The 23,067-nt window shown below is 63.4% G+C and carries 25 protein-coding genes, 1 tRNA gene, 1 other RNA gene and 1 pseudogene; 16 read left to right on the forward strand and 12 right to left on the reverse strand.

Annotated features, from left to right (window positions below; genetic code table 11):
* Nucleotides 1-143: 143 nt before the first annotated feature.
* The 5 genes from folE to ACODSN_RS00715 all read left to right on the forward strand — a co-directional run bounded on the left by folE (nt 144) and on the right by ACODSN_RS00715 (nt 4,089).
* Complete coding sequence (gene folE / locus ACODSN_RS00695) at nt 144-752, forward strand: GTP cyclohydrolase I FolE (RefSeq protein WP_489052331.1); 609 nt, start codon at nt 144-146, stop codon at nt 750-752.
* The gene (locus tag ACODSN_RS00700) at nt 749-1,585 is read left to right on the forward strand and encodes an SDR family oxidoreductase (protein WP_489052333.1); all 837 of its coding nucleotides are present in this window, start codon (nt 749-751) and stop codon (nt 1,583-1,585) included. Before folE ends, ACODSN_RS00700 begins: the two co-directional genes overlap by 4 nt.
* Before the next feature lie 111 nt (nt 1,586-1,696).
* On the forward strand, nt 1,697-2,326 hold the full coding sequence (locus ACODSN_RS00705; protein WP_489052334.1) for a class I SAM-dependent methyltransferase: 630 nt from the start codon (nt 1,697-1,699) through the stop codon (nt 2,324-2,326).
* A gap of 63 nt (nt 2,327-2,389) precedes the next feature.
* Nucleotides 2,390-3,322: an ABC transporter ATP-binding protein gene (locus tag ACODSN_RS00710; protein ID WP_489052336.1), complete on the forward strand. Its 933-nt coding sequence runs from the start codon at nt 2,390-2,392 to the stop codon at nt 3,320-3,322.
* Entirely contained in the window at nt 3,319-4,089 is a 771-nt protein-coding gene (locus ACODSN_RS00715) for an ABC transporter permease (RefSeq protein ID WP_489052338.1), read from the forward strand. Before ACODSN_RS00710 ends, ACODSN_RS00715 begins: the two co-directional genes overlap by 4 nt.
* 7 nt (nt 4,090-4,096) lie before the next feature.
* On the opposite strand, the gene ACODSN_RS00720 is transcribed toward ACODSN_RS00715, so the two are convergent.
* The 5 genes from ACODSN_RS00720 to ACODSN_RS00740 all read right to left on the reverse strand — a co-directional run bounded on the left by ACODSN_RS00720 (nt 4,097) and on the right by ACODSN_RS00740 (nt 7,493).
* Entirely contained in the window at nt 4,097-4,417 is a 321-nt protein-coding gene (locus ACODSN_RS00720; RefSeq protein WP_489052340.1) for a hypothetical protein, read from the reverse strand.
* Nucleotides 4,418-4,501: 84 nt separating this feature from the next.
* Nucleotides 4,502-5,884, reverse strand: a complete 1,383-nt coding sequence (locus ACODSN_RS00725) for an MATE family efflux transporter (protein WP_489052342.1) — start codon at nt 5,882-5,884, stop codon at nt 4,502-4,504.
* Nucleotides 5,885-5,886: 2 nt separating this feature from the next.
* Nucleotides 5,887-6,816 carry a DUF808 domain-containing protein gene (locus tag ACODSN_RS00730; protein WP_489052344.1) on the reverse strand — a complete coding sequence of 310 codons (930 nt, stop codon included), beginning with the start codon at nt 6,814-6,816 and terminating at the stop codon, nt 5,887-5,889.
* 97 nt (nt 6,817-6,913) lie between these two features.
* Nucleotides 6,914-7,162, reverse strand: a complete 249-nt coding sequence (locus ACODSN_RS00735) for a hypothetical protein (RefSeq protein WP_489052346.1) — start codon at nt 7,160-7,162, stop codon at nt 6,914-6,916.
* 13 nt (nt 7,163-7,175) lie between these two features.
* Nucleotides 7,176-7,493, reverse strand: a complete 318-nt coding sequence (locus tag ACODSN_RS00740) for a hypothetical protein (RefSeq protein ID WP_489052347.1) — start codon at nt 7,491-7,493, stop codon at nt 7,176-7,178.
* A 122-nt stretch (nt 7,494-7,615) separates the two neighbouring features.
* Between ACODSN_RS00740 and ACODSN_RS00745 the strand changes: the two genes are divergently transcribed.
* Nucleotides 7,616-7,921: a plasmid stabilization protein gene (locus tag ACODSN_RS00745; RefSeq protein WP_489052348.1), complete on the forward strand. Its 306-nt coding sequence runs from the start codon at nt 7,616-7,618 to the stop codon at nt 7,919-7,921.
* Between the two features lie 28 nt (nt 7,922-7,949).
* Here the strand turns inward: ACODSN_RS00745 and ACODSN_RS00750 are convergent.
* The 4 genes from ACODSN_RS00750 to ACODSN_RS00765 all read right to left on the reverse strand — a co-directional run bounded on the left by ACODSN_RS00750 (nt 7,950) and on the right by ACODSN_RS00765 (nt 11,446).
* A tRNA-Thr gene (locus ACODSN_RS00750) sits at nt 7,950-8,024 on the reverse strand.
* A gap of 27 nt (nt 8,025-8,051) precedes the next feature.
* Nucleotides 8,052-8,912, reverse strand: coding sequence for a hypothetical protein (locus tag ACODSN_RS00755; RefSeq protein ID WP_489052349.1), 861 nt, complete (start codon nt 8,910-8,912; stop codon nt 8,052-8,054).
* Entirely contained in the window at nt 8,909-10,225 is a 1,317-nt protein-coding gene (locus ACODSN_RS00760; RefSeq protein WP_489052350.1) for a replication-associated recombination protein A, read from the reverse strand. The genes ACODSN_RS00755 and ACODSN_RS00760 overlap by 4 nt, the downstream gene beginning before the upstream one ends.
* Nucleotides 10,226-10,252: 27 nt before the next feature.
* Nucleotides 10,253-11,446, reverse strand: coding sequence for a glycosyltransferase family 4 protein (locus ACODSN_RS00765; protein ID WP_489052351.1), 1,194 nt, complete (start codon nt 11,444-11,446; stop codon nt 10,253-10,255).
* A gap of 119 nt (nt 11,447-11,565) precedes the next feature.
* Between ACODSN_RS00765 and ACODSN_RS00770 the strand changes: the two genes are divergently transcribed.
* The 3 genes from ACODSN_RS00770 (at nt 11,566) to rnr (ending at nt 14,864) form a co-directional block, all read left to right on the forward strand.
* On the forward strand, nt 11,566-11,784 hold the full coding sequence (locus ACODSN_RS00770) for a hypervirulence associated TUDOR domain-containing protein (protein ID WP_489052352.1): 219 nt from the start codon (nt 11,566-11,568) through the stop codon (nt 11,782-11,784).
* A 73-nt stretch (nt 11,785-11,857) separates the two neighbouring features.
* On the forward strand, nt 11,858-12,496 hold the full coding sequence (locus ACODSN_RS00775) for an MOSC domain-containing protein (protein WP_489052354.1): 639 nt from the start codon (nt 11,858-11,860) through the stop codon (nt 12,494-12,496).
* Between the two features lie 52 nt (nt 12,497-12,548).
* Nucleotides 12,549-14,864 carry a ribonuclease R gene (gene rnr, locus ACODSN_RS00780; RefSeq protein WP_489052612.1) on the forward strand — a complete coding sequence of 772 codons (2,316 nt, stop codon included), beginning with the start codon at nt 12,549-12,551 and terminating at the stop codon, nt 14,862-14,864.
* A gap of 6 nt (nt 14,865-14,870) precedes the next feature.
* Here the strand turns inward: rnr and ACODSN_RS00785 are convergent, their stop codons facing one another.
* Nucleotides 14,871-15,326, reverse strand: a complete 456-nt coding sequence (locus ACODSN_RS00785; protein WP_489052355.1) for a universal stress protein — start codon at nt 15,324-15,326, stop codon at nt 14,871-14,873.
* Nucleotides 15,327-15,516: 190 nt separating this feature from the next.
* Here ACODSN_RS00785 and ACODSN_RS00790 point away from each other — a divergent pair, with 190 nt between their 5' ends.
* From ACODSN_RS00790 to ACODSN_RS00810, 5 genes and pseudogenes are all read left to right on the forward strand, one after another.
* Nucleotides 15,517-16,872, forward strand: coding sequence for a pyruvate dehydrogenase complex dihydrolipoamide acetyltransferase (locus ACODSN_RS00790; RefSeq protein WP_489052357.1), 1,356 nt, complete (start codon nt 15,517-15,519; stop codon nt 16,870-16,872).
* Nucleotides 16,873-16,881: 9 nt separating this feature from the next.
* Nucleotides 16,882-17,322 (forward strand): hypothetical protein, encoded by a 441-nt coding sequence (locus ACODSN_RS00795; protein WP_489052358.1) that lies wholly within the window; start codon nt 16,882-16,884, stop codon nt 17,320-17,322.
* 99 nt (nt 17,323-17,421) lie between these two features.
* A complete protein-coding gene (locus ACODSN_RS00800) occupies nt 17,422-17,856 on the forward strand; it encodes an acyl-CoA thioesterase (RefSeq protein WP_489052359.1) in 435 nt (144 codons plus the stop codon).
* 2 nt (nt 17,857-17,858) lie between these two features.
* On the forward strand, nt 17,859-19,277 hold the full coding sequence (lpdA, locus tag ACODSN_RS00805) for a dihydrolipoyl dehydrogenase (RefSeq protein ID WP_489052361.1): 1,419 nt from the start codon (nt 17,859-17,861) through the stop codon (nt 19,275-19,277).
* A 325-nt stretch (nt 19,278-19,602) separates the two neighbouring features.
* Nucleotides 19,603-19,818, forward strand: a pseudogene (locus tag ACODSN_RS00810) (phosphatase PAP2 family protein); the annotation flags it as partial.
* Nucleotides 19,819-19,866: 48 nt separating this feature from the next.
* Here ACODSN_RS00810 and ACODSN_RS00815 read toward each other — a convergent pair.
* Both ACODSN_RS00815 and ACODSN_RS00820 read right to left on the reverse strand, forming a co-directional pair.
* Complete coding sequence (locus tag ACODSN_RS00815; RefSeq protein ID WP_489052363.1) at nt 19,867-21,300, reverse strand: DUF2142 domain-containing protein; 1,434 nt, start codon at nt 21,298-21,300, stop codon at nt 19,867-19,869.
* A 140-nt stretch (nt 21,301-21,440) separates the two neighbouring features.
* Complete coding sequence (locus ACODSN_RS00820; protein ID WP_489052365.1) at nt 21,441-22,031, reverse strand: anthranilate synthase component II; 591 nt, start codon at nt 22,029-22,031, stop codon at nt 21,441-21,443.
* 116 nt (nt 22,032-22,147) lie between these two features.
* On the opposite strand from ACODSN_RS00820, the gene ACODSN_RS00825 reads away from it, so the two are divergent.
* Together ACODSN_RS00825 and ssrA are read left to right on the forward strand one after the other, a co-directional pair.
* Nucleotides 22,148-22,660 carry a hemerythrin domain-containing protein gene (locus tag ACODSN_RS00825; protein WP_489052366.1) on the forward strand — a complete coding sequence of 171 codons (513 nt, stop codon included), beginning with the start codon at nt 22,148-22,150 and terminating at the stop codon, nt 22,658-22,660.
* 16 nt (nt 22,661-22,676) lie between these two features.
* Nucleotides 22,677-23,030, forward strand: a transfer-messenger RNA (tmRNA) gene (gene ssrA / locus ACODSN_RS00830).
* Nucleotides 23,031-23,067 lie beyond the last annotated feature (37 nt).

Here is a 23,067-nt window from a genome sequence, read left to right on the forward strand (position 1 = left end):
GATCGTCAGCAACATGGGGGAAAGGATTCCGGCAAAGCCCGGATTTGCCATCGGCGCGATCTTCTGTCCAGCGACCGGAAAATACTGGTCATCGCCAACCCTAATCTCCATATGCCGACGAACCAACAAGGAGCGCTCTGTTCATGCCATTTGACCCCGACGCGGAAACCGTGGGCGAAGGATCGAAACTGCCGGTGCCCGCTGAAGTGTCGGACGCGATCCGCACGCTGATCCGCTGGTCCGGCGATCAGCCCGAGCGCGAGGGGCTGTTCGAAACGCCCGAGCGGGTTGCCCGCGCCTGGAAGGAATATTGCCGGGGCTATGCGGATGATCCCGCCTATCATCTGTCGCGCATCTTCCATGAGGTCGGCGGCTATGACGATATCGTCCTGCTCAAGGATATTCCGTTCCAGTCCCATTGCGAACATCATATGGCCCCGATCGTCGGCAAGGCGCACATCGCCTATCTGCCGGGCAAATATGTCGTCGGCATCTCGAAGCTCGCGCGGGTGCTGCATGCGTTCGCGCATCGGCTTCAGGTGCAGGAACGGCTGACGTCCGAAGTCGCCAACTGCATCTGGGAGAATCTGAAGCCTCAGGGCGTTGCCGTGGTGATCGAGGCAACCCATGGCTGCATGACCGGGCGCGGGGTGCGCACCCCCGATGTCATCATGAAGACCAGCCGCATGCTGGGCGTTTTTCGCGAGGATCAAAAGAGCCGCGAAGAAGTGCTGCAACTGATTCAGGCATGAACGAGGACGAAGCGCCCTACCGGCCACTGGGCCGCCCGCAGGCGTCATCGGAGCCGGCCGCATCGCTGCCGCTGCAAAAGCGGCTGGCGCTGGTCACGGGCGGGCATCGCCGGCTGGGCGGCGTCATTGCGGGCGCGCTCGCCGCGGCAGGCTACTCGCTGGCGCTGCACGGCAGCCACGACACGCGGCTCGACAGTCCTCTCGCCCTGACGCTGGAGGAGCATGCGACGGAGTGGGAAGGCTTCGTCGTCGATTTCACCGATCCGGAGGCGGCGGAGGAACTGATCGCCAAAGTGGCCGCCCATTTCGGACGTCCGCCGGATTTGCTGGTCAACAGCGCCGCGCTGTTCGGGCAGGACCGGCTCGATTCGGTGACGGCGGACGACCTCATGCGCCACTATGCCGTCAATTGCGCCGCGCCGACGCTGCTCAGCAAGGTGTTCGCGGCCGCCCCGGCGGGATCGGGGGACCGCTGCATCGTCAATATTCTCGACCAGCGGATCGACCATCCCCATAGCGACCAGCTTGCCTACACCCTGTCCAAAATGGCGCTGGCGGGCCTGACCCGGCTGACCGCCCATTCGCTGGCCCCCAGGGTCCGGGTCAACGCCGTCGCGCCGGGCCTGACCATCGCGACGCCGGATTATGACGAGGCGCAGATGGAGACGCTGGCCGGGCTGATGCCGCTCGCACGGCTGCCGCAGGCGGCGCAAATCGCCGAGGCGGTGCTGTATCTCGCCAACGCCACGGCCATGACCGGCCAGACGCTCTATGTCGATGGCGGCGCGCATCTGCGCAGTTATGACCGTGATTTCATGCATATGGGGCGATAGGCTTCCATGATTTCCGCACTGCGGCGCGACGGCGCGTGAAAGCTGATCGACGCGGACGTTCCGGCCCGCTAAGGGGAGTCGTGATGTCACAGGAGCGGTCGCATTTCGCCCATGCAGCATAAACCCAAGCGGAGCCGGGCAGTCGCCCTGCCGGACAGCCCGTTCCGCATCCGTGCGACCGAATATCTCGACTTTCTGGCCGCCTGGCTCAAAAAGCCGCGCCAGACCGCGTCCGTCGTACCGAGCAGCCGTTATCTCGCCCGGCTGATGGTGGCGGATATCGATCCTGCCGATGGGCGCGTGCTGGAACTGGGCGGGGGAACCGGGGTGTTTACCCGCGCCATCCTGCATACCGGCCTGCCGCCTGAAAAGCTGGAAGTGGTGGAGATCAACCCCGCCTTCGCGCGCGGCCTGCGCCGTCATTTTCCGGCGGTGTCGATTCTGGAAACGCCCGCGCAGATCGTGTCGACCGCGACGGCGGGCGAACCGGGCGATTATCAGGCGGTGGTGAGTGGCCTGCCGCTGCTGGCGATGGACCGGCATATGCATAGGGACATATTGACCGAAGCGTTCCGCATGTTGCAGCCGGGGGGCAGCTTCATCCAGTTCACCTATTCGATACGGCCGCCGGTGAGCGGGGATGTGCTGGATGCGCTCGATCTGGCGGTGGAGCGCTGCGGCCAGACCGTGCGCAATTTTCCGCCTGCCACCGTCTTTCGTTTTTTCCGCCGGGCCGACTGACGCCTGTTGCTTAAGAGCGGGGCCGTCCTATCTCCTTGGCCAAGCGAAGGGGACTGATCGCGCATGGCGCCCATCATCACGATTACCGGACTGACCAAGACCTATGCCACCGGCTTCAAGGCGCTGAAGGGCATCGACCTCCAGATCGAGGAGGGCGAAATTTTTGCACTGCTCGGTCCCAATGGCGCGGGCAAGACGACGATGATCTCGATCATCTGCGGCAATGTACGCCCCGGTGGCGGGTCGGTGAGTGTCGCGGGCCATGATATCGTCCGCGATTATCGGCAGGCGCGCTCCACCATCGGGCTGGTGCCGCAGGAATTGTCGACCGACCAGTTCGAACGGGTGATCGACACTGTCCGCTTCAGCCGGGGCCTGTTCGGCAAGCCCCGCGATGACGCCCATATCGAACGGGTGCTGCGCGATCTGTCGCTCTGGGACAAGCGCAACAACCGCATCCTCGAACTGTCGGGCGGCATGAAGCGGCGGGTGATGATCGCCAAGGCGCTCAGCCATGAACCGCGCGTGCTGTTTCTCGACGAGCCGACCGCAGGCGTCGATGTCGAATTGCGGCGCGACATGTGGACGCTGATCGGCGAGCTGCGCAAGACCGGCGTCACCATCATCCTGACCACCCATTATATCGAGGAGGCCGAGGAGATGGCCGACCGGGTGGGGGTCATCACCGGCGGCGAGCTGATTCTGGTCGAGGAAAAGACCGCGCTGATGGAAAAGCTCGGCAAGAAAACGCTGTCGATCATCCTCGCCGAACCGCTTGCCGCCATCCCCGACGGGCTGGCCGACTGGAATGTGGCGCTGAAGGATGAAGGGCGCGAGATCGAATATATATTCGACACCCGCGCCGCCCATAGCGGGGTCGCCTCGCTGCTGCGGCGGCTCAGCGACCTTGGCATCGGCTACAAGGATCTCAACACCCGGCAAAGCAGCCTCGAAGATATTTTCGTCAGCCTCGTTCATCAGGAGAAACGCGCATGAGCGGTTTCAATGCGCGCGCCATCGCCTCGATCTACGGCTTCGAACTGCATCGGTTCCGCCGCACCTGGCTGACCGGGCTGCTCGTGCCGGTCATCACGACCTCGCTCTATTTCGTCGTGTTCGGCGGCGCGATCGGGTCGCGGATGACGGAGGTCGACGGCATTCCCTATGCCGCCTTCATCGTGCCCGGCCTCATCATGCTGGCGATGTTCACGGAGAGCATTTTCAACGCGAGTTTTGGCATTTACATGCCAAAATTCACCGGAACCATCTACGAATTGCTGTCCGCGCCCGTCTCCGCGACCGAAACCATCATCGCTTATGTGGGCGCCGCCGCGACCAAAGCGCTCATGGTCGGCTCGATCATCTTCGCAACCGCCCATATTTTCGTGGATCTGCCCGTCGCCCATCCCTTCGCCATGGTCGGATTCATGATCCTGATCGCCATCAGCTTCTGCCTTTTCGGATTCATCCTGGGAATCTGGGCACAAAGCTTCGAACAGCTGCAAGTCATCCCCATGCTCATCATCATGCCGATGACGTTTCTGGGCGGCGCTTTCTATTCGATCCACATGCTGCCGGAACCATGGCGCACGATCACGTTCTTCAACCCGATCGTCTATCTGATTTCAGGCTTTCGCTGGACATTCTTCGGCCGCAGCGATGTCGGGATCGGCTTCAGCCTGCTGTTCATGGCCGGGATGCTGACCATCTGCCTGGCCATCATCGCCTGGATGTTCAGGACGGGCTATCGACTGAAGAAATAGCGGCCGGTCAGGCGGCTGCGCTTTGCGGATCGACAGCGAACAGGGTCACGCCCTTATATTTCGCATCGTCCGGATCGAACAGGCCGCCCATATATTCGAAATGCTCGTCAAGTACGCTCACGTCGCTGAGGCCCGCGAGCTTGAAAACGCCGAGCTTGAGTTCCCGCGGCGCACGGCCTTCGCGTTCAATCGCCACTGCGTCGATGAACATTTCGTCATGGCGGGTATACAGGATGTGCGGCGCCAGTTTCACGACCAGTTTATTATAGGTCGCGATCAGGCATTTCTGGAGCGCTATCGCTTCGAAAATATTCGTCGGTGCTTGCATGACAATGTCCGCTCATACTCATTCCGGCATAAAATTCAATATTTTTGTGCAATGCACCATGGCCGTTCAGAGCAGCTGATCGCATTAATCCCGTGTTTCGGCGAGTGGCCCGACGAGACCAAGCCGCTCTCGCATGCACCAGCGCAGGACGAGTAGCGCCGCCACCACGCCAAGGCCGCTGGCGAGTCCGAGCCAGATGCCAAGTCCCTTTAAACCGAATGGAAAAGCAAGCAGCGCTCCAACGCCGATGCCGATCGCCCAATAGCCGAAGAGCGCAAAAATCATCGGGACCTTCATGTCCTGAATCCCGCGCAATGCCCCTGCACCTACGGCCTGCGCTGCATCTGCTAACTGGAACAGGGCGGCGACGCCAAGAAAGCTCACTGCAAGCGCGACGGTGCGTTGATTGGCAGGGTCAGAAAGGTCGAGAAACACGGATACGAGCATGCGCGGCGCAACGATCAACAGGCTCGCGGTCACGCCTGCAAAGCCGATGCTGGCGGTCAGCGCGACCCAACCGGCGCGGCCGACGCCGGCATGATCGGCGCGGCCATGAGCAAGGCCGACTCGCACCGTCGCCGCCTGGCCAATGCCCATCGGCACCATGAACACAAGCGCGGCGATCTGGATCGCGACCGCATGTGCCGCAAGCGAATCGCGATCGATCATGCCCATCAGGAAGGCGGACGCGTTGAATACGCTGGTTTCGAAACCCAGCATGATCGCAATCGGCAGCCCCAGCGACCAGACCGCGCGCAGCCGCTGGCGATCAAATGCCCAGAACTGGCCCATCAGCCGATAGCGGCGGAACCGCCGGTCGATCATCACCACCGCGAGCAGGGCGAGAAACAGAAAGGTCGAAGAAAGGCTGCTGGCGATCCCGGCTCCGCGCAGACCAAGTGCTGGAAAACCAAGCTTCCCGAAGATCAGCGCCCATCCCGCCAGCAGATTAAACGGAATGGCGCACAGCATGACGACCAGGCTCCAGAGCGGCCGTTCCAGCGCCGAGATGAAGTTGCGCAGGGTGGTGAAGCCCAGGAAAGGCAGCAGCGCCCACTGCAGGCCGCGCATCATTCCGCCAGCTTCCCGTGCCAGTTCAGGGTCCTGCCCCAGCGCGATCAATATGGGTTCGCTATGCCATAGAAGGAACCAGGCGGGTAGGGCCAGGATCATCGCGGCCCGCAAGGTCTGGTGGACGGTGCGGCGTACGTCGCGCACCGAATGGCGTCTGCGACCACGCTCCTGCGCGATCAGCGGCGAAGCGGCGGCGACCAGGCCCATGCCGAAGATCAGCAGCGCGTTGAACAGGTTGATCGCGAGCGCGCCCGCCGCGACGCTTTGCGCGCCCAGTCGCCCGAGCAGCAGCAGATCGGTCGCGGCGATTCCGGCCCAGGCGATATTGCCCGCGATGATAGGCACGGCAAGCGCGAGCAGCGCCCGCGCCTCGACGCGCCAAAGAGAGGCCATGTCTAATGTTTCTTGAAAAGATGCAGCGCCGCCACGACGATCGCGCCAACGACCAGCCCTACGATGCCTGCACCGATTGCACTCACCAGCCATTCCACGACGGGCGCCGCGGCAGGGGTGAAGTGGGCCGCACCTTTGGCAAGGTGATGGATGGCGCCGGGGACCATATCCCAGTGAAATTCGTGCAAGCCATGAACGATCAGGCCACCGCCAACCCACAGCATCGCGGCCGTGCCGACGACGCTCAATATCCGCATCAGCACCGGCATCGCCTTCACCAGTCCGCGCCCGATGAGGCGGGTAGGGGCGGCAGAAGCTTTGGCCAGATGCAGGCCGATATCGTCCATCTTAACGATAAAACCGACCACTCCGTAGACGCCCGCAGTGATAAAAATGGCCACGACCACCAGGATGATCGCCTGTTCCCACAATGGCTCGGTCGCGACGGTGCCAAGCGCGATCGCCATGATCTCTCCCGACAGGATGAAGTCGGTACGGATCGCGCCGCTGACCTTCTGGTCCTCCAGTTCCTGCGCGTTGAGGGTCGCCGCCGCATCATCGGCCGCGTCATGGCCACCCTGCATCGCCTCGACCAGCTTCTCGGTTGCCTCGAAACACAGAAACGCGCCTCCCAGCATCAGCAAAGGCGGCAGTAGCCAGGGCGCCAGAGCACTGAGCGCGAGTGCGGCAGGCAGCAGGAACAGCAATTTGTTGCGAAGCGACCCTTTCGCGATCTTCCAGATGATCGGCAGTTCGCGTTCGGGCGTCAGACCCATGACATAATTGGGGGTAACGGCCGTATCGTCGATCACGACACCCGCTGCCTTCGATCCTGCTTTGCCCGCTGCGGCAGCGACATCATCCAGCGACGCAGCCGCCATCTTGGCGATGCCGGCGACATCGTCCAGCAGCGCAATCAATCCTGACGGCATGGTTTATCCTGTTCCCCTGTCGGGTAGCCGGCGATCGGCATCCCTCCGGACGCCTCATAAGAGGACGGGCGGGGAGGGGCAATGGAGCGGTGGACGATCAGGACACGCCGCGAAAATTGCCGGGCGGATCGCTGGCGGGGAAGGATTCGTCGGCCTGCTCGTCCACAAGATCCCAGTCTTTCGCCTCGATTCCATGCTGTTCGTCAGGCCCCGCGTCACGTACGATACCCGATGACCCTATTGGCCCGCGATCGTCGGCTTCGGACTTCGCCGTCCAGCTTCGCCAGTTTTTCCAGACCACGGCTCCCAGGCCGGTCACAAAGGCGAGTTTCAACAATCCCTTCACGATCCTGTCTCCTTCAATCCTTGAGGTGAATCCAGCCGGCTTTGCTGGCAGTGTCGGCATGTTCGGGTAATTGCATCTCGCCTTCTTCATCGAAACCGCTCGTGTCGCTGGCTTGCCCGGACGAGTCCGGGGCCACTTGCCAGCGCTCGCGCAAAGCGGCGTCGATCATGGCGCGCCAGCCTGAACCCTCCCCGGCCTCCAGCATGGCGGCGTCCGGTTCCTTGAGGATAGCAAGGATGCTGGCGGCATCCTCGACCTTCGTCCGCCAGTGCTCTGGTTCGCCCGCCGCAAGATGGCGGGCAAGGCGTTCGATAAGGCTATGTTGTTCCATGGGTCGGCAACGCCTTGCCTGCCGCTCCGTTCCTCTAAATCGTGACGCCGTCGCAGCGATATGAACTCCGATGCGGCTGAGGAATTGATGGGCTTAAGCGGCGGGTCAGCAGGAGACGGATCATGCCTCAGGGTGGCAAGAGCAGCTATACCGGCAAGCAGAAGCGCAAGGCCGCTCATATCGAGCAGGGTTATGAAGATCGCGGCGTGCCTGAGAAAGAGGCCGAACGCCGTGCCTGGGCTACGGTCAACAAGGAATCGGGCGGCGGCAATAAACCCGGCTCCGGGCGCGGCAAACCCGATAGCCACGGCTCGTCACGCAAAGGCGGCAGGAACGGGGGTGTGGCTTCGGCCGGTCATTCAGCGGCCGATCGCTCTGCGGCAGCGAAGAAAGGGTGGGCGACGCGGCGCAAGCGGGCGGCGCAATAGTGAACGGTCAGTATCGCCAGCGCTCCCATGGTGCCGGATGCAGGATTTGAACCCGCGACCTTCGGTTTACAAAACCGCTGCACTACCACTGTGCTAATCCGGCGCACCATGGGTCGACACGCCCTTACTATCAGATGACGCCGAAGGTCCAGCCCTCCGTTAATGCGATTTGTGCGTCGATGGGTGCGGGCGACCACATGGCGGGCTGGCTTGCAACTTTCCTCATCCACGCTGCGGTAACGATCGCGTCCGCGCCATGATCGTCGGGCATCTCTGCCTCATGCGATGCTGAACAAAGCGCCATGAGAGCATCGTTCAGCGATGTGAGATCGCGCATCTTGGCTCGGCCTTTGGGACGACCGGCGGCGCGAGCGGCGATGCTCGTATAAATTTCGACCACGAGCGATCCATTCTCAGGCAAGGGATCGAACGGCCAGATCGGCACATGAGGACGGATGTGGTGGAGCAGGCGCATGCCGGCGAAACTGGCTTTCGCGACCTGCGCCGCGCCGATCGCGTCGAACACGGTGGACAGCTTGCCACCGCCGCCCGCATTATAGTGATCCTCGCAGATGCGACGATGAAGAAAGCCGGCTTTCGCCCCGTCAGCCTTGCCGAAATAGAAGTGGCGACGATGGCTAACCTCCAAAAGGCTGGCCGCGCCAAGATCGGTGTCGTCGCAAATGCTGTCGACATAGGCCCAGAAGGACCGGGCGTCTCCCGGAACGTCGTCCCCCGGAAGATACGAGCCGCGCGCGACGAACGGCGGCGCAAAGGTGAAATCGAAGCCGAACAGGGTTGGCGCTTCGGCTGCCCGCGCGACCAGCCATTCAGCGACCGCAGTCCGGGACCAGGCGCGTCCACCGGGCGGGGCGATGAGGCGCGGGGTAGCGTTGCCCATTTCGCACAAGGCGACCGCAATGCCCTTGTGCCGATCTCCCTTGGCGCCGGACCAGTCGATCGCGACGAAGCGGGTGAAAGCGGGCGTCAAGCCTCGCGCTCTGCCCGCAGTCGGTCCCAATGTGCGATCCTTTCGGCGATGCGCGCTTCGAATCCGCGTTCGGTCGGCGCGTAGAAGCTCTGCGGCGTCATCTCCTGCGGCCAGTAATTGTCCCCGGAAAAGCCGTCTTCGGCGTCATGATCGTAATGATAATCTTTGCCGTAGCCGACATCTTTCATCAATTTGGTCGGTGCGTTGAGGATATTGGAGGGAGGCATCAGCGACCCGGTGTCACGCGCGGATTTCCAGGCTGATTTCATCGCCACATAGGCCGCGTTCGATTTGGGCGCGGTCGCGCAATAGAGGCAGGCCTGCACGATCGCCAGTTCGCCCTCCGGGCTTCCTAGAAAATCATAACTGTCCTTCGCCGCGAGACACTGAACCAGCGCCTGCGGGTCTGCCAAACCGATATCCTCGCTGGCAAAGCGGACGAGGCGGCGCAGCACATAGAGCGGCTGTTCGCCCGCGGTCAGCATCCGCGCCAGATAGTAGAGCGCGGCCTGCGGATCGGACCCGCGCAGCGCCTTGTGCAGCGCCGAGATCAGGTTGTAATGACCCTCGCGATCTTTGTCATACACAGCGACCCGTCGGTGGAGCAGCGCGGAAAGACCCGCCGGATCGAGCGGCGCGGGGATATCGATCGCATAAAGCGTCTCGACCTGATTGAGCAGGAAACGCCCGTCGCCATCGGCGCTGGCTACCAGCGCCTCACGCGCGTTCGGATCGAGCGGCAGGGGGCGATCGATCAGCGCTGCGGCGCGGTCGAGCAGCAGTTCGAGCGCGGCGGCATCCAGCCGGCGCAGGATCAGCACCTGCGCGCGGGACAGGACCGCGGCGTTCAATTCAAAGCTGGGATTTTCCGTCGTCGCGCCAACCAGCGTGACCGTGCCATTTTCGACAAAGGGCAGGAAGCTGTCCTGCTGCGCGCGATTGAAGCGATGGATTTCGTCCACGAACAGGAGTGTCCGCGCGCCGGTGCGGGCATGATCCTTCGCCGCTGCGAACACTTTCTTGAGATCGGCGACGCCGGAAAACACCGCCGAGATCGGCTCGAACCGCATGCCTACCGCGTCGGCCAGCAGCCGCGCGATGGTGGTCTTGCCGGTGCCGGGCGGTCCCCACAGGATGATGGAGGAGAGTCGTCCGGCGGCGACCATCCGCCCGATCGCGCCTTGCGGGCCGGTCAGATGCTCCTGTCCCACCACCTCATCGAGCGCGCGCGGGCGTAGACGATCGGCGAGCGGCCCGTTTTCGGAAAGCGGTTCAGGGCGCGACATGTCGTCGGGAGCGAAAAGATCTGGCATATCCCCGATATAGGGGGGACAGGTCGTTCAGGGAACTGGCGATCGGGGCACCGGGCTGGCGTGAAGAAGGGCGCCCTGCGCGCGCTGGCGGATGACGCGGACATAGGTGTCGACCAGCGCCTGATTGACCTGATCCCAGCCATTGCGTTCCGCCCGCGCCTGCGCCGCCGCGCCCGCGCTCTTCCGCGCATCGGTGTCATGGCAATAGGTCTGGAGCGCGTCGGCGAACGCCCCGATCGCGCCGGGACGGATGAGCCGCCCGGTCACGCCATCCGTCACCAAACTTTCGCTACCCGTCGCGCGCGCCGCGACCGTGGGCAGGCCGCAGGCCATCGCTTCCAGCGTGACGTTGCCGAAGGTTTCGGTGACGGAGGGGTTGAACAGCATGTCCATGCTGGCGACGGCCCGGCCCAGATCCGCGCCGCCCTGGAAGCCGGTGAATATCGCATTGGGCAGGCGGTTGTGGAACCAGTCGCGCGCGGGACCATCGCCCACCACCAAAACCTTATGCCGCACGTGTCGAGACTCGAGCTGGTCGATCGTATCGGAAAAGACATCCAGCCCCTTTTCCATGACCAGCCTGCCGACAAAGCCGACGGTGGGCGCGTCCGGCGCAATGCCGATCCCCTCCCGCCATGCGAGATCGCGGCGGGCGGGGTTGAAGATGTCGCGGTCGATGCCACGGGTCCAGATGCCCACATCATAGCTCATCCGCTGTTCGCGGAGCAATTGCGCCATGGACTCGGACGGCGCGACGATCGCGTCGCACCGCCGGTAGAAACGGCGGAGCATCGATTCGATCAGCGGTTCGAGAAAGGCGAGGCCATAATAGCGGGGGTAGGTTTCGAAGCGGGTGTGGACTGATGCGACCGCTGGCAGGCCGTGAGCGCGCGCCCAGCTGACGGCGCGATGGCCGAGCGGGTCGGGGCTGGATACATGGACAAGATTGGGAGCGAAGTGTTTGAGGTCGCGACGCATCGCGCTCGAAAGCCGGTAGGGGATGCGATATTCCGTGCGGCCGGGAACCGGAATAGAGGGCGCGGTCACAAGGTCGCCGGTCGGATCGAAGGCGGGCTTTCCCGTCGTCGGTGAATAGACGCGGACGGCCGCACCGTGGCGCAGCAGATAGCCTACGAAGCGATTGAGCGCCTGGTTCGCGCCGTCACGCACATAATTATAATTGCCGCTGAACAGGGCGATGCGCAGGCCGGTGACATCCATCCGCCGCCCCTTATCGCATGACGCGTGAAAACCCAAGGAACCGGATTTGAGTCCGAGGATTTTTCCTTCGCAAGCACGCGGTTGCAACCGTCGCGACCGCGCAGGACAAGAGAGATGTCATGACCGAGAGATTTCGCAAAGGGACGCGGGTCAAATGGAATTGGGGCCAGGGTGTGGGCCGCGGTCGGATCGCCGAGCGGTTCGACCGCCATGTCGAGCGTACGATCGAAGGGGCGCTGATACGGCGGAACGGTTCTCCATCCAACCCGGCCTTTCTGGTGCAAACCGACCGCGGCGACGAGGTCTTGAAGCTGGCATCCGAACTCAGCCCGTCCTGATCCAGATTAATTTCGTTCGGCCATCGCCAGCCGATTGCGGGCATGGCATAGCGCCTGAATGGGCGAAATAGGCATGACGATCGAAGCGCTGCTGGTGGGAAAGCCGGCGCCATTTCGCGGGAGTGACTATAGCGCCATCGCCAAGCGTCCGGTCGGAGGGCCGGTGTCGGTCACATGGGCGGGACTGGCGGGCGACGGTGTTGCCGATCCGATCCATCATGGCGGGTGGGACAAGGCGATTCATCTTTATCCGCAGGATCATTATGTCTGGTGGCGGCAGGCCAAATCCGGGCACCCGCTGTTCGATGCACCGGGTGCTTTTGGCGAGAACATAGCTTCGCGCGGCATGACGGAGGAAGATATCTGCCTTGGCGACCGCTTCACGATGGGCAGCGCTGTCGTGGAGGTCAGTCATGGTCGTCAGCCGTGCTGGAAGCTGGACCATCGGTTCGGCGCGCCCGATATCATGTCCACGATCGCGCGCACGGCAAGAAGCGGTTTGTATTTCCGCGTGATCCGCGAGGGCGAGGTGGAAGCCGGGACGCGTATGGACCTGCAGGAGCGGCCGCTGCCAGATTGGAACATCGCACGTATTTTTCACCTGCTGATCGGGGGTGGTCATAAGCTTGACAGGCCTGCGGTGCGCGCGCTCGCACAGATGCCGGTGCTCGCGGAAGCGTGGCGGGAACGGGCGCGGAAGCTGGCCGGATAGGTAATCAGACAGATGGCTGGCGTACGGGATGAGCCGACCCTATAGTCCGGTCATGGTATCTACCCCCAAAACAAAGTCCGCTCCCGCTCGATCGAAGGTGCGGCCGGCCGGTTTTCCCACTCGCGATCAGGTGATGGATTTCATCACCACCTCCGATCAACCCGCGGGCAAGCGAGAGATCGCCAAGGCGTTCGGCCTGAAAGGGCAGGAGAAGATCGCGCTCAAGGCGCTATTACGCGACATGGCGGACGAAGGGCTGCTGGATCACGGCCCGGCGCGCGCGTTTCACAAAATGGGCGGCGTGCCCAAGGTCACGGTGCTGCGGATCGTGGATGTCGATGACACGACCCTAATCGCGACGCCCGAGCGCTGGGAGGCGGAGGGCCATCCTGCGCCGCGCATCCGCATCGTCGAGCGCGGCAAGCGGGGCGCGCTGACCATCGGCGATCGCATTCTCGCGCGTACCGAGGAAGCGGACAAGGGCTGGCTTGCCCATCCGATGAAGAAGCTCGCCAAGGCAAGCGAAACGCTGCTCGGCGTGGTGCACGAAGGGGATGGCGGCAAATTATGGCTGCGCCCGGTCGACAAACGCATCCGCAAGGATACGCCGATCAGCGACGCGGGGTCGGCGAAGAAAGGCGATCTCGTACTGGCCGAGCCGACCGGCCGTCCGCCCCGGATCAGCGCGCGTGTTACCGACATATTGGGCGATCCGTTCGCGCCGCGCAGCTTCAGCCTGATCGCGATTCATAAGCATGGCATCCCCCATGTCTTTCCCGATGGCGTCGAGGATGAGGCGGTGAACGCTGCGGCCATTCCTCTGCACGAGGACAAGCGCGAGGATTTGCGTCACCTGCCGATCGTCGCGATCGATCCGGCCGATGCGCGCGATCATGACGATGCGGTCTGGGCCACGCCGGACGAGGACGCGGCTAATCCGGGCGGTTTCCGCGCGATCGTCGCGATCGCCGATGTCAGCTATTATGTGCGACCCGGCAGCATGCTAGACCGGGAGGCACGAAAGCGCGGCAACAGTGTCTATTTCCCCGATCTTGTCGTCCCGATGCTGCCGCACCAGCTCTCGTCCGACATATGCTCGCTGCGCGCGGGGCAGGACCGGGCGGCGATGGCCTGCCACCTCGTCATCAATGCGCAGGGCACGGTGATATCCTGGCGCTTTACCCGTGCGGTGATCCGGGTCGCGGCGGTGCTGGCCTATGAAGATGCGCAGGCGGCGATCGACGGGACGAAGGAGAATGCGCTGCTCGATGCCGCGCTCAAGCCACTCTGGGCCTGCTGGGCGCTGCTGCGCAATGCGAGAGACAAGCGCGAGCCGCTGGCGCTGGATTTGCCCGAACGGCGGGTAGTGCTGGACGAATGGGGCAAGATCGTCAGCGTCGCGGTGCGCGAGCGGCTCGACGCGCATATGCTGATCGAAGATTATATGATCGCGGCCAATGTCGCGGCGGCCAAGGCGCTGGAGGCGAAGAAGGCGCCGGTCATGTATCGCGTCCACGAGCCGCCGAGCCGTGACAAGCTGGTGGCGCTCAAGGAATATCTCGCGACCTTCGACATGGAATTCGCACTGGGGCAGGTGATCCGGCCATCAACCTTCAACCAGCTCATCAAGCGGGTGGGCGAGAGCGAGGAGCGGGACCAGATCATGCAGCAGATCCTGCGCAGCCAGACCCAGGCCTATTATGCGCCGGTGAATATGGGGCATTTTGGCCTCGCGCTCGGGTCCTATGCGCATTTCACCTCGCCTATCCGCCGCTATTCGGATTTGCTCGTCCATCGCGCCCTTGTCGGAGCTTATGGGCTGGAACTGCCGGCGCCCAAGGGCGGTGACATTCCGGCCAAATCATCGCTCAGTGCCGATGACTATGAAAATATGGCGCGTGTCGGCGAACTGATCAGCCAGCATGAGCGCCGGGCGATGGAGGCGGAGCGTGACACGATCGACCGCTATGTCGCAGCCTATCTCGCCGCCCATGTCGGCGAGACCGTGCAGGCGCGGATCACCGGGGTCCAGAATTTCGGCTTCTTTGCGACGGTCGAGGGGCTGGGCGGCGACGGGCTGGTGCCGGTGTCGACTTTGGGGGCGGAGCGCTTCTTTTTCGATGAAGCTGGCAAAGCATTGCAAGGGGTGGAAAGCGGCGATCGTTACTCGGTCGGGCAGCGGCTGGAGCTGCGGCTGGCGGAGGCGGACCCGATCAACGGGGTGCTGCGGTTTGAACTGCCCGATGCGCCGGCGGGTGGCCGGTCCGGCCCGCGCAAGATGGATCGGGTGCGGCCGGGCGTTAATCGAGGGCGACCGTCCAATATCCGCCATATGGGCGGCGCGCGGGGCAAGCATAAGAAGCGGTAGGGGCTGTCAGCTCAGCCGGTCGATCGTGTCCGAATCCAGCCCGCCCGGAATGATCATGATCGGGCAGGGCATGCCACCGGCGTCGGCCCCGGCGAAATGCGACACCAGCGCGCCCGGTGGGCCGCTCGCCGCCGCGCCCAGCACCAGAGCGGCCACATCGTCCATTTCCTTGAGCGTATCGCGCACGACCGTTACCGGGTCGCCCTGGCGCACGGTGATGCTGGGGCGGATGCCGGATTCCTCGCTCAGCGTGCCCGCGGCGCTGAACACCAGGGCTTCGGCGCGTTGCAGCGCCTCGTCTTCCATCGTCGCCTGCACGCCGCCCCACTGGACGAATTCCGCTGGCGGGATGAGGGCGAGGATTCGCACGGCCCCGCCCGTTTTCGCGGCACGGCGGGCGGCAAAGCGCAGCGCGGTCTCCGCCTCGGGGGATTCATCTACCACAACCAGATAGGTCCGCATCGCCCTGTTCCTTAAAAAATGCGCCGCCCTCCGCGCATCCGCCGCCCACGAGGCAAGCGCCCTTGTCCCCTAAAATGTGAGCCATTATCGCATTGTGCGCAAGCCGTGGCCTTGACCGGCAAGGCCAAAGCGTGAAAACGGGCTGCATCCGCCGCGCGCGCCGAACTGAAGAGACAAAGGCCCCGAACGCATGAGCAAGTCGATCCAGATGCCTGCCCTTTCCCCGACGATGGAGGAGGGGACATTGGCCAAATGGCTGGTGAAGGAAGGCGATACGGTCGTCGCCGGCGATCTGATCGCCGAGATCGAGACCGACAAGGCGACGATGGAGTTCGAGGCAGTCGATGAAGGCACCATCGCGAAAATCCTGGTGGCCGAAGGAACCAATCAGGTGAAGGTAGGCACCGTCATCGCGATGATCGCCGAAGAGGGTGAGGATGTGGCGGCTGTCGCGGGCGGTGGCGCCCCGACTGCGGAGGCGGCCAAGCCCGCCGAAAAGGCCCCCGCACCAGCCTCCGCCGAAGCCCCCGCGCCAGCCAAGGCGGAAGCCGCAGCGCCCGCAGCCGCAAAGACAGCGCCTGCACCGGCCGCAGACGGCCGGGTGAGGATCAGCCCGCTGGCGCGGCGGCTGGCCGAAACCAAGGGCGTCGATCTCGCCAGCCTGACCGGCTCCGGTCCCAATGGCCGGATCGTCAAGGCCGATCTGGAAGGCGCGAAGGAAGGCGTGGTTTCGGCTCCCGCCGCCAAGGCCGCGCCTGCCGCCGCTGCCGCTGCCGCTGCCGCTGCCGCTGGCGCAGCGCAGCCTGCCGCCGCCGCATCCGCCCCGGCCATCCCGTCGACCGGCATCGATTTCGGCATCCCCAATGAGGTCGTCAAACTTTCGGGCATGCGCAAGACGATCGCCCGCCGCCTGACCGAATCCAAACAGCAGGTGCCCCACATCTACCTGACGGTGGATATCCAGCTCGACAAGCTGCTGGCGCTGCGCGGCGAACTCAATGCGGTATTTGCCGATCGCAAGGTCAAATTGTCGGTCAACGACCTGCTCATCAAGGCGCTGGGCGTCGCGCTGATGCAGGTGCCCGAATGCAATGTGCAGTTTGCAGGCGACACGATGCTGCAATTCAAGCGCGCGGATATCGCGGTCGCGGTGTCGATCCCCGGCGGCCTTATCACCCCGATCGTCACCGGCGCGGACAGCAAGGGCATTGCCGCGATCTCGACCGAGATGAAGGATCTGGCCAGCCGCGCCAAGGGCGGCAAGCTCAAGCCCGACGAATATCAGGGCGGCACAGCCTCGCTATCCAACATGGGCATGTTCGGCATCAAGCAGTTCGAAGCGGTCATCAATCCGCCGCAGGCGATGATCATGGCGATCGGCGCGGGCGACCGGCGACCCTATGTCGTGAATGACAGTTTGCAGATCGCCACCGTCATGTCGGCGACCGGCAGCTTCGACCATCGCGCGATCGACGGCGCGGACGGTGCCCGCCTGATGGCGGCGTTCAAGTCGCTGGTCGAAAATCCGCTGGGCATGCTGGCATAGGGGATAGAAGTGTTTGAGGACGAACAAGGAACTGTGTTCAATGCCAGCAAAATTGTTTGGATTGGGCCGTCCACCTATAAGGGCGTCATTGATGGTGTCTCAACCTACCAACATTTGATAAAACTGGATGGTTGTGATGAGCCGGTTAACGTCAACTGGGATGTGGTGGAGCGAATAAGAGAGTTGGCCGGACAAGCGATCTCGGCGGCGCCTGATTTTTACGTGGTGGATTTTAGTCATTCCGAAAGAGGTTCGTCACTCTTGGAGCCAGTGATTGGTTGGATCATCCCATCTATTTCTGACCAACCTCCAATACCGATAACCATCAAAGGTGCTAATAATGGCCGCGCAGGTAGTATCTGGCCAATCCTGCATCCCTCCGGGAAAGTTACTGAAATAGACGATGAGTGGCCATCGCTATCGGCTTGCCTCGAAGCATCGAAGGGCTAATAAAATGGGGGTTAAAATATATAATTCGATAATGTCCGCTGCCGATTCTGGTACTTTATTAGCAGTCACGGAATCTTGGTATTTGGGCATGCTGGCCTGATGGGCCGTCCGGACGAGCCGCCGCCGGTTGAAAGCCCGGCGGTGCGCGTGATCGCCATGCCGGCGGACACCAATCCCTATGGGGATATTTTCGGCGGCTGGCTGATGAGCCTGATGGATTCGGCGGCGGGATCGATCGCGGCGCGTCATAGCCACGGCCGCGCGGTGACGATCGCGGTCAATGGCATGGAATTTCTGCGGCCGGTGGTCGTGGGCGATGAAGTGTCGGTCTATGCCAGGCTGATCTCGGTCGGCTCCACATCGATGAAGATCGCGGTCGAGGCGTGGCGGCGCACCCGGCATGACGACCGCACCTATCGCGTGACCCAGGCGACATTCACCTTCGTGGCGATCGGTGAGGATCGCCAGCCCCGCACCGTTCCGCCCCTGCCGGTTTCGGCGGCGGATCCCGTTTCAGACGACAAGAGAGACTGACCATGGCTGATAATTATGACGTCATCGTGCTGGGTTCCGGCCCCGGCGGCTATGTAGCCGCGATCCGTGCGGCGCAGCTGGGCCTCAAGACCGCGATCGTGGAGCGCGAAAATCTGGGTGGCATCTGCCTCAACTGGGGCTGCATCCCGACCAAGGCGCTGCTGCGGTCTGCCGAAATCTATCATTATATGCAGCATGCGGCCGATTACGGCCTCGCCGCAGAAAAGATCAGCGCCGACATCGACGCGGTGGTGAAGCGGTCGCGCGGGGTCGCGTCGCAGCTCAACAAGGGCGTCACCGGCCTGATGAAGAAGAACAAGATCACGGTGCATATGGGCACGGGCAAGCTGCTCGCGCCGGGCAAGCTGTCGGTAACGGCGGCAGACGGCAAGGTCGAGGAACTGGAAGCCAAGCACATCATCGTCGCGACCGGCGCGCGGGCGCGCGACCTGCCCAAGCTGAAAGCCGACGGCAAGCGCGTGTGGACCTATCGCCATGCGATGACGCCGACCGAAATGCCGACCAAGCTGCTGGTCGTGGGATCGGGCGCGATCGGTATCGAATTCGCCAGCTTCTATAACGACATGGGCGCGGACGTGACCGTGGTCGAGATGATGGACCGGGTCGTGCCGGTGGAGGATGCGGACGTTTCCGCCTTCCTCGAAAAAGCGCTGAAAAAACAGGGCATGACCATCCATACCGGCGCGAAGATCGAGAAGATCGAAGCGACCGATGCGGGCGTGACCGCGACGATCAAGGGCAAGGACGGCAAGGATATTGCGGGCGAGTACAGCCATGTCGTCGTCGCCGTCGGCATCGTCCCCAATGTCGAGAATCTGGGGCTGGAGGATGTCGGCATCGAGCCGGACCAGCGTTATCATATCAAGGTCGATGGTTATGGCCGCACCAATGTCGCTGGCATCTGGGCGATCGGCGACGTCACCGCGCCGCCATGGCTGGCGCACAAGGCGAGCCATGAGGGCGTCATTGCCGCCGAAGCGATCGCGCAGGCGCTGGGCAATGCCGATGTTCATCCGCACGAAATGGATGTGCGCAACATTCCCGGCTGCACCTATTGCCACCCGCAAATCGCGTCGGTCGGCCTGACCGAAGCGAAGGCCAAGGAAGCCGGTTATGAGGTGAAGGTCGGCATGTTCCCCTTCATCGGCAACGGCAAGGCGATCGCGCTGGGCGAGGCGGAAGGCTTCACCAAGACCGTGTTCGACGCCAAGACCGGCGAACTGCTGGGCGCGCACATGATCGGCGCGGAAGTGACCGAGATGATCCAGGGCTTCACCATCGGCAAGACGCTGGAGACGACCGAGGCGGAATTGATGCACACCGTGTTCCCGCATCCGACCATTTCGGAATCGATGCATGAAAGCGTGCTCGCCGCTTATGGACGCGTGATCCATCTCTGATCGCCCGATCTGGCTGAGGGGCGCGGGGGTATTCGTCCTTGCGCTCCTTTGCATAGTGCTGATCGCGCTGGCGCAGCGGGCGGGATGGCTGGCTCCGCTGAATGACGGGCTGATGCTGGCGGCCGGGCGGGCGCGCGATACGGCCGTGGGCGGGCGGATCACCCATGTCCTGCGGCTCGCGACGGTGATCGGTGACACGGTGCCGCGCCTGTGCCTGTTGACCGCTGCGATCGTCACGCTGGTCATGCGCGGGCGAGGCCGGGCGGCGCTGTGGCTGGGGGCGATGATGGCGGGGGGGACGCTGCTCAACCTTGCGCTCAAGCAGATGTTCGCCGCGCCGCGCCCCGATCTGCTCCAGCATCTGGATGCTGTGACGACCTATAGCTTCCCGAGTGGCCATGCGGCGGGCAATATGATGTTCTTCGGCACTCTGGCATTGCTGGCGGGGCGGCGGACTGGCTTTGTGCTGGCCGGGGTGGCGATCGCGTTGATCGGGATCAGCCGGGTCTGGCTGGGCGTGCACTGGCCGAGCGATGTGGCGGCGGGATGGGTCGAGGGGTTGGGCTGGATCGCCTTTTGCGCCGCTTGGCTACCAGCGCGGGGAGGGCAACAGCAGGGCGCGCCCGATGCTGCCATGGGGCGGCATGCCGTCGCTGGTGACGAAGCCATGGAGCCAGAAGCTGTCGATGACGGTCGCGGCGGCGATCAGCGATAGCAGGATTGCGGTGATGGCGAAGGTCGCCCGCGCACCGCGCACCGGCTGATCCGGCATGATCGCCAGCAGGACGAGCGGCAGCAGCGGCAGGAAATAGCGCCCCTGCGTCCCCTGAATATAGTCCGCGCCGAGCGGCGTGCCGGTCAGATACATGGCGGTTTCGATCAGCAGCGCGACGCCGGTCGCCACCAGCAGCCACCAGAGTCGCTGGCCCGGCCCAAAGCGCATGCCCGATCCGCTCAGCACCGCCGCGCCCAGCATCACTGCGGCGAGCGGGTAGGCGAGCAGGGGCAGCAGGATCGCGTTCCAGCCGAAGCGGCCGACGATCTGAAGCGCATAGACCGGCGCGCGTTCGGCGATGCTGGCGACGAGGATATGGGCGTAAGCCATGGGATCGGCGGTGACGATGGCCAGTTGGGCGGCGAGCGGCGCGGTCATTTCCGCCGCGCCGGTCTTGCGCGAGACGATATGGTAGAGCGCCTGGCTGCCGCCCGACATTTTCAGCCACAGCGCGAAAGCGATCGCGCCCAGAGCCATCGCCGCGAGGATCAGCAGCGGTCGGCCGTCGCGGCGATCCTGCGGCCAGCGCAGACCCGCAGCCATCAGCGGCAGATACACACCCTTGGCGAGCGCGAGCAGCGGCGCGGCGAGGAGCAGGCCGATGCCGCCGCGCCGAACGAAGCCTGTGCGCAGGGCCAGTGCCAGCCCCACAAAGCCGAGGCCGTTGATGACCGCGTCCGGCGACAGGGAGCCAGACTGATAGGTGAAGGTCGGCAGCAATGCGACGCCCAGCATCGCGCTGCGGCCGAAGGGGATGAGCCGCAACGCCGCGATCAGCAGGGCGAGGCCCGTCAGCGCATTGACGATTCGTCCGGCATAGAATGCGCCAAGGCGTGGCAGGCCCATCCTGTCGCCCAGCGCCAGCCCCGCCGCGCCGGGGGCATAGAGCGTCGGCGCATAGCTTGCGACATTGGGGAAATCGGCGAAGTCCATGCCCGGACGGTGAGGATCGGCGGACCAGCTTTTCTTAAGGTCGGCCTTGTCGAAGCGGCGGAGCGTCGGCGCGACATCGGTCGGGAAATCGACCGCATGAATGGCCAGCGCGGCGCGGGGCAGGGGCGCGCCGATCAACTCGCCCTGCCGCCGCGCAAAGGCATGACCCTGCGCAAGCCACGACGCCTTCATATAATGTTGATTTTCGTCGGGGGCCTGGAACGGCGGAGTGATGATGGCGAAAAACAGCGTCAGCGCACAGACGAGCGCCAGCAGAAGTTGCTCGACGCCGGTCCACGGGACGGCGAATAGCATCTCCGGGCCTCTTTTGCCCGCCAATGTTCGCCTTTCGCTGCGCATGTTCGTCCGCCTGTTCGCCGCCGCATATCCGACGAGACCGATCTGTTACCGCGCAGCCCTTAATATTTCCCGCGCGTTTCGCCGAATTGCAATGTTTAGACGGCGGCGCGGGCGCGGACCGGGAGACCGGCGATCGTCATGAAATTGGCAAGCATCTCATGACCATATTCGGTCGCGATGCTTTCGGGATGGAACTGGACCGAGTGGATCGGCAGGCTGGCGTGGCGGAAGGCCATGACCGATCCGTCCGCGCTGGTCGCGTTGACGACCAGATCGGCGGGAATATCCTCGACGATCAGCGAGTGATAGCGGGTCGCGGTGAACGGCGATGGCAGCCCCTTGAACAGGCCGGTGCCGTCATGTTCCACCGGAGATGTCTTGCCGTGCATCAGACCGCCGCGCACCACCTTGCCCCCAAAATGCTGGCCGATCGCCTGATGGCCGAGGCATACGCCGAGCAGCGGCGCACCGGCATCGGCGCAGGCGGCGACGAGATCGAGGCTGACGCCCGCTTCATTGGGGGTGCAGGGACCGGGGGAAAGCAGGAACGCCTTGGCGCCGGTGGACAGGGCCTGCCCTGCGGAAATGGCGTCGTTGCGGACCACCTCCACCTGCGCGCCCAGTTCCATCAGATAATGGACGAGATTCCAGGTGAAGCTGTCATAGTTGTCGATAACAAGGATCATAGGAAAAGGCGTATAGAGCGGCGCGGCGGCCGGGCCAATCGGAATTACGGCGGGCGGTGCGGAACTCGCGTGGCTTTCGCTGCTTTGATGAGAACCCATTCCTGAGGAGGATCATCATGGCGAAGGACGAATATGCGGACGCGATCGCATTGCTGAAAGCCGACCACCGCGCCGTCGAAAAGCTGTTCGAGACATTCGAGAGCACGAGCGCGTCAGCGAAGAAACAGGCCATCGCGCATCAGATTTGTGTCGAACTCAAAGTGCATACGATGATCGAGGAAGAGCTGTTCTATCCCGCTTTCCGGGGCAAGATCGAGGATGACACGCTGGACGAGGCCTATGTCGAGCATGACGGGGCAAAGATATTGGTCAACGATATCGAGGCCGGGTCGCCGGAGGACGATTTTTACGACGCCAAGGTCAAGGTGCTGTCCGAAGAGATCAAACATCATGTTCATGAGGAAGAGGCGCGCGGCGAAGGCATGTTCGCCCAGTGCCGCAAGACCGATGTCGATCTCGTCGCGCTCGGGCAGCAGATGGCGGCGCGCAAGCAGGAACTGATGGCGCAGGCGAAGGCGGAAGGATTGCCGCCGGCGGCTCCGCGCACCGTGAATCTGATGGCGGCCTGACGGGATTGCCAAGGAAGCGGTTGAAAAGTTTCGCCGCTTCCCCCATATCGATGCTGCCGGGTTCGCCCGGCTATGGTGATAAATTGTGTCGTATAATAGACGCAGCGGACCCGGGGGCAGTACCCGGCGGTTCCACCAAAAGTCCCGGTCGTTGCAAGGCGGACGGGACCTTTGACGGGGCCGAACTAGGATCGACGTGTGTTCAAAGGCGATATTTTTACCCGGCCCGTGTAAGCCGTTAAACTGTGCAAAACTCACAAGTGCCAACGATAACGAAGCACTCGCCATTGCAGCGTAATTGAGGGCCTCACGGCCTGACATTATTCTAAAATAGCGCGGTTGAACCCACCGGGCAACAGAAGGGAATTCAGCGGTTCGGGGAGCACCGGGCAACAGAAGCTCCCCAC

The sequence above is a fragment of the Sphingobium sp. FG11 genome (assembly GCF_057809915.1).

Bases quoted from the DNA above. Each gene is read 5' to 3' on its own strand.
- rnr (WP_489052612.1), top strand. From the start codon at position 12,549: ATGGTATCTACCCCCAAAACAAAGTCCGCTCCCGCTCGATCGAAGGTG.
- ACODSN_RS00745 (WP_489052348.1), top strand. From the start codon at position 7,616: ATGCCTCAGGGTGGCAAGAGCAGCTATACCGGCAAGCAGAAGCGCAAG.
- ACODSN_RS00820 (WP_489052365.1), bottom strand. From the start codon at position 22,031: ATGATCCTTGTTATCGACAACTATGACAGCTTCACCTGGAATCTCGTC.
- ACODSN_RS00715 (WP_489052338.1), top strand. From the start codon at position 3,319: ATGAGCGGTTTCAATGCGCGCGCCATCGCCTCGATCTACGGCTTCGAA.
- ACODSN_RS00725 (WP_489052342.1), bottom strand. From the start codon at position 5,884: ATGGCCTCTCTTTGGCGCGTCGAGGCGCGGGCGCTGCTCGCGCTTGCC.
- folE (WP_489052331.1), top strand. From the start codon at position 144: ATGCCATTTGACCCCGACGCGGAAACCGTGGGCGAAGGATCGAAACTG.
- ACODSN_RS00770 (WP_489052352.1), top strand. From the start codon at position 11,566: ATGACCGAGAGATTTCGCAAAGGGACGCGGGTCAAATGGAATTGGGGC.
- ACODSN_RS00785 (WP_489052355.1), bottom strand. From the start codon at position 15,326: ATGCGGACCTATCTGGTTGTGGTAGATGAATCCCCCGAGGCGGAGACC.
- ACODSN_RS00740 (WP_489052347.1), bottom strand. From the start codon at position 7,493: ATGGAACAACATAGCCTTATCGAACGCCTTGCCCGCCATCTTGCGGCG.
- ACODSN_RS00705 (WP_489052334.1), top strand. From the start codon at position 1,697: ATGCAGCATAAACCCAAGCGGAGCCGGGCAGTCGCCCTGCCGGACAGC.
- ACODSN_RS00720 (WP_489052340.1), bottom strand. From the start codon at position 4,417: ATGCAAGCACCGACGAATATTTTCGAAGCGATAGCGCTCCAGAAATGC.
- ACODSN_RS00710 (WP_489052336.1), top strand. From the start codon at position 2,390: ATGGCGCCCATCATCACGATTACCGGACTGACCAAGACCTATGCCACC.
- ACODSN_RS00765 (WP_489052351.1), bottom strand. From the start codon at position 11,446: ATGGATGTCACCGGCCTGCGCATCGCCCTGTTCAGCGGCAATTATAAT.
- lpdA (WP_489052361.1), top strand. From the start codon at position 17,859: ATGGCTGATAATTATGACGTCATCGTGCTGGGTTCCGGCCCCGGCGGC.
- ACODSN_RS00760 (WP_489052350.1), bottom strand. From the start codon at position 10,225: ATGCCAGATCTTTTCGCTCCCGACGACATGTCGCGCCCTGAACCGCTT.
- ACODSN_RS00815 (WP_489052363.1), bottom strand. From the start codon at position 21,300: ATGCTATTCGCCGTCCCGTGGACCGGCGTCGAGCAACTTCTGCTGGCG.
- ACODSN_RS00800 (WP_489052359.1), top strand. From the start codon at position 17,422: ATGGGCCGTCCGGACGAGCCGCCGCCGGTTGAAAGCCCGGCGGTGCGC.
- ACODSN_RS00790 (WP_489052357.1), top strand. From the start codon at position 15,517: ATGAGCAAGTCGATCCAGATGCCTGCCCTTTCCCCGACGATGGAGGAG.
- ACODSN_RS00700 (WP_489052333.1), top strand. From the start codon at position 749: ATGAACGAGGACGAAGCGCCCTACCGGCCACTGGGCCGCCCGCAGGCG.
- ACODSN_RS00825 (WP_489052366.1), top strand. From the start codon at position 22,148: ATGGCGAAGGACGAATATGCGGACGCGATCGCATTGCTGAAAGCCGAC.
- ACODSN_RS00730 (WP_489052344.1), bottom strand. From the start codon at position 6,816: ATGCCGTCAGGATTGATTGCGCTGCTGGACGATGTCGCCGGCATCGCC.
- ACODSN_RS00775 (WP_489052354.1), top strand. From the start codon at position 11,858: ATGACGATCGAAGCGCTGCTGGTGGGAAAGCCGGCGCCATTTCGCGGG.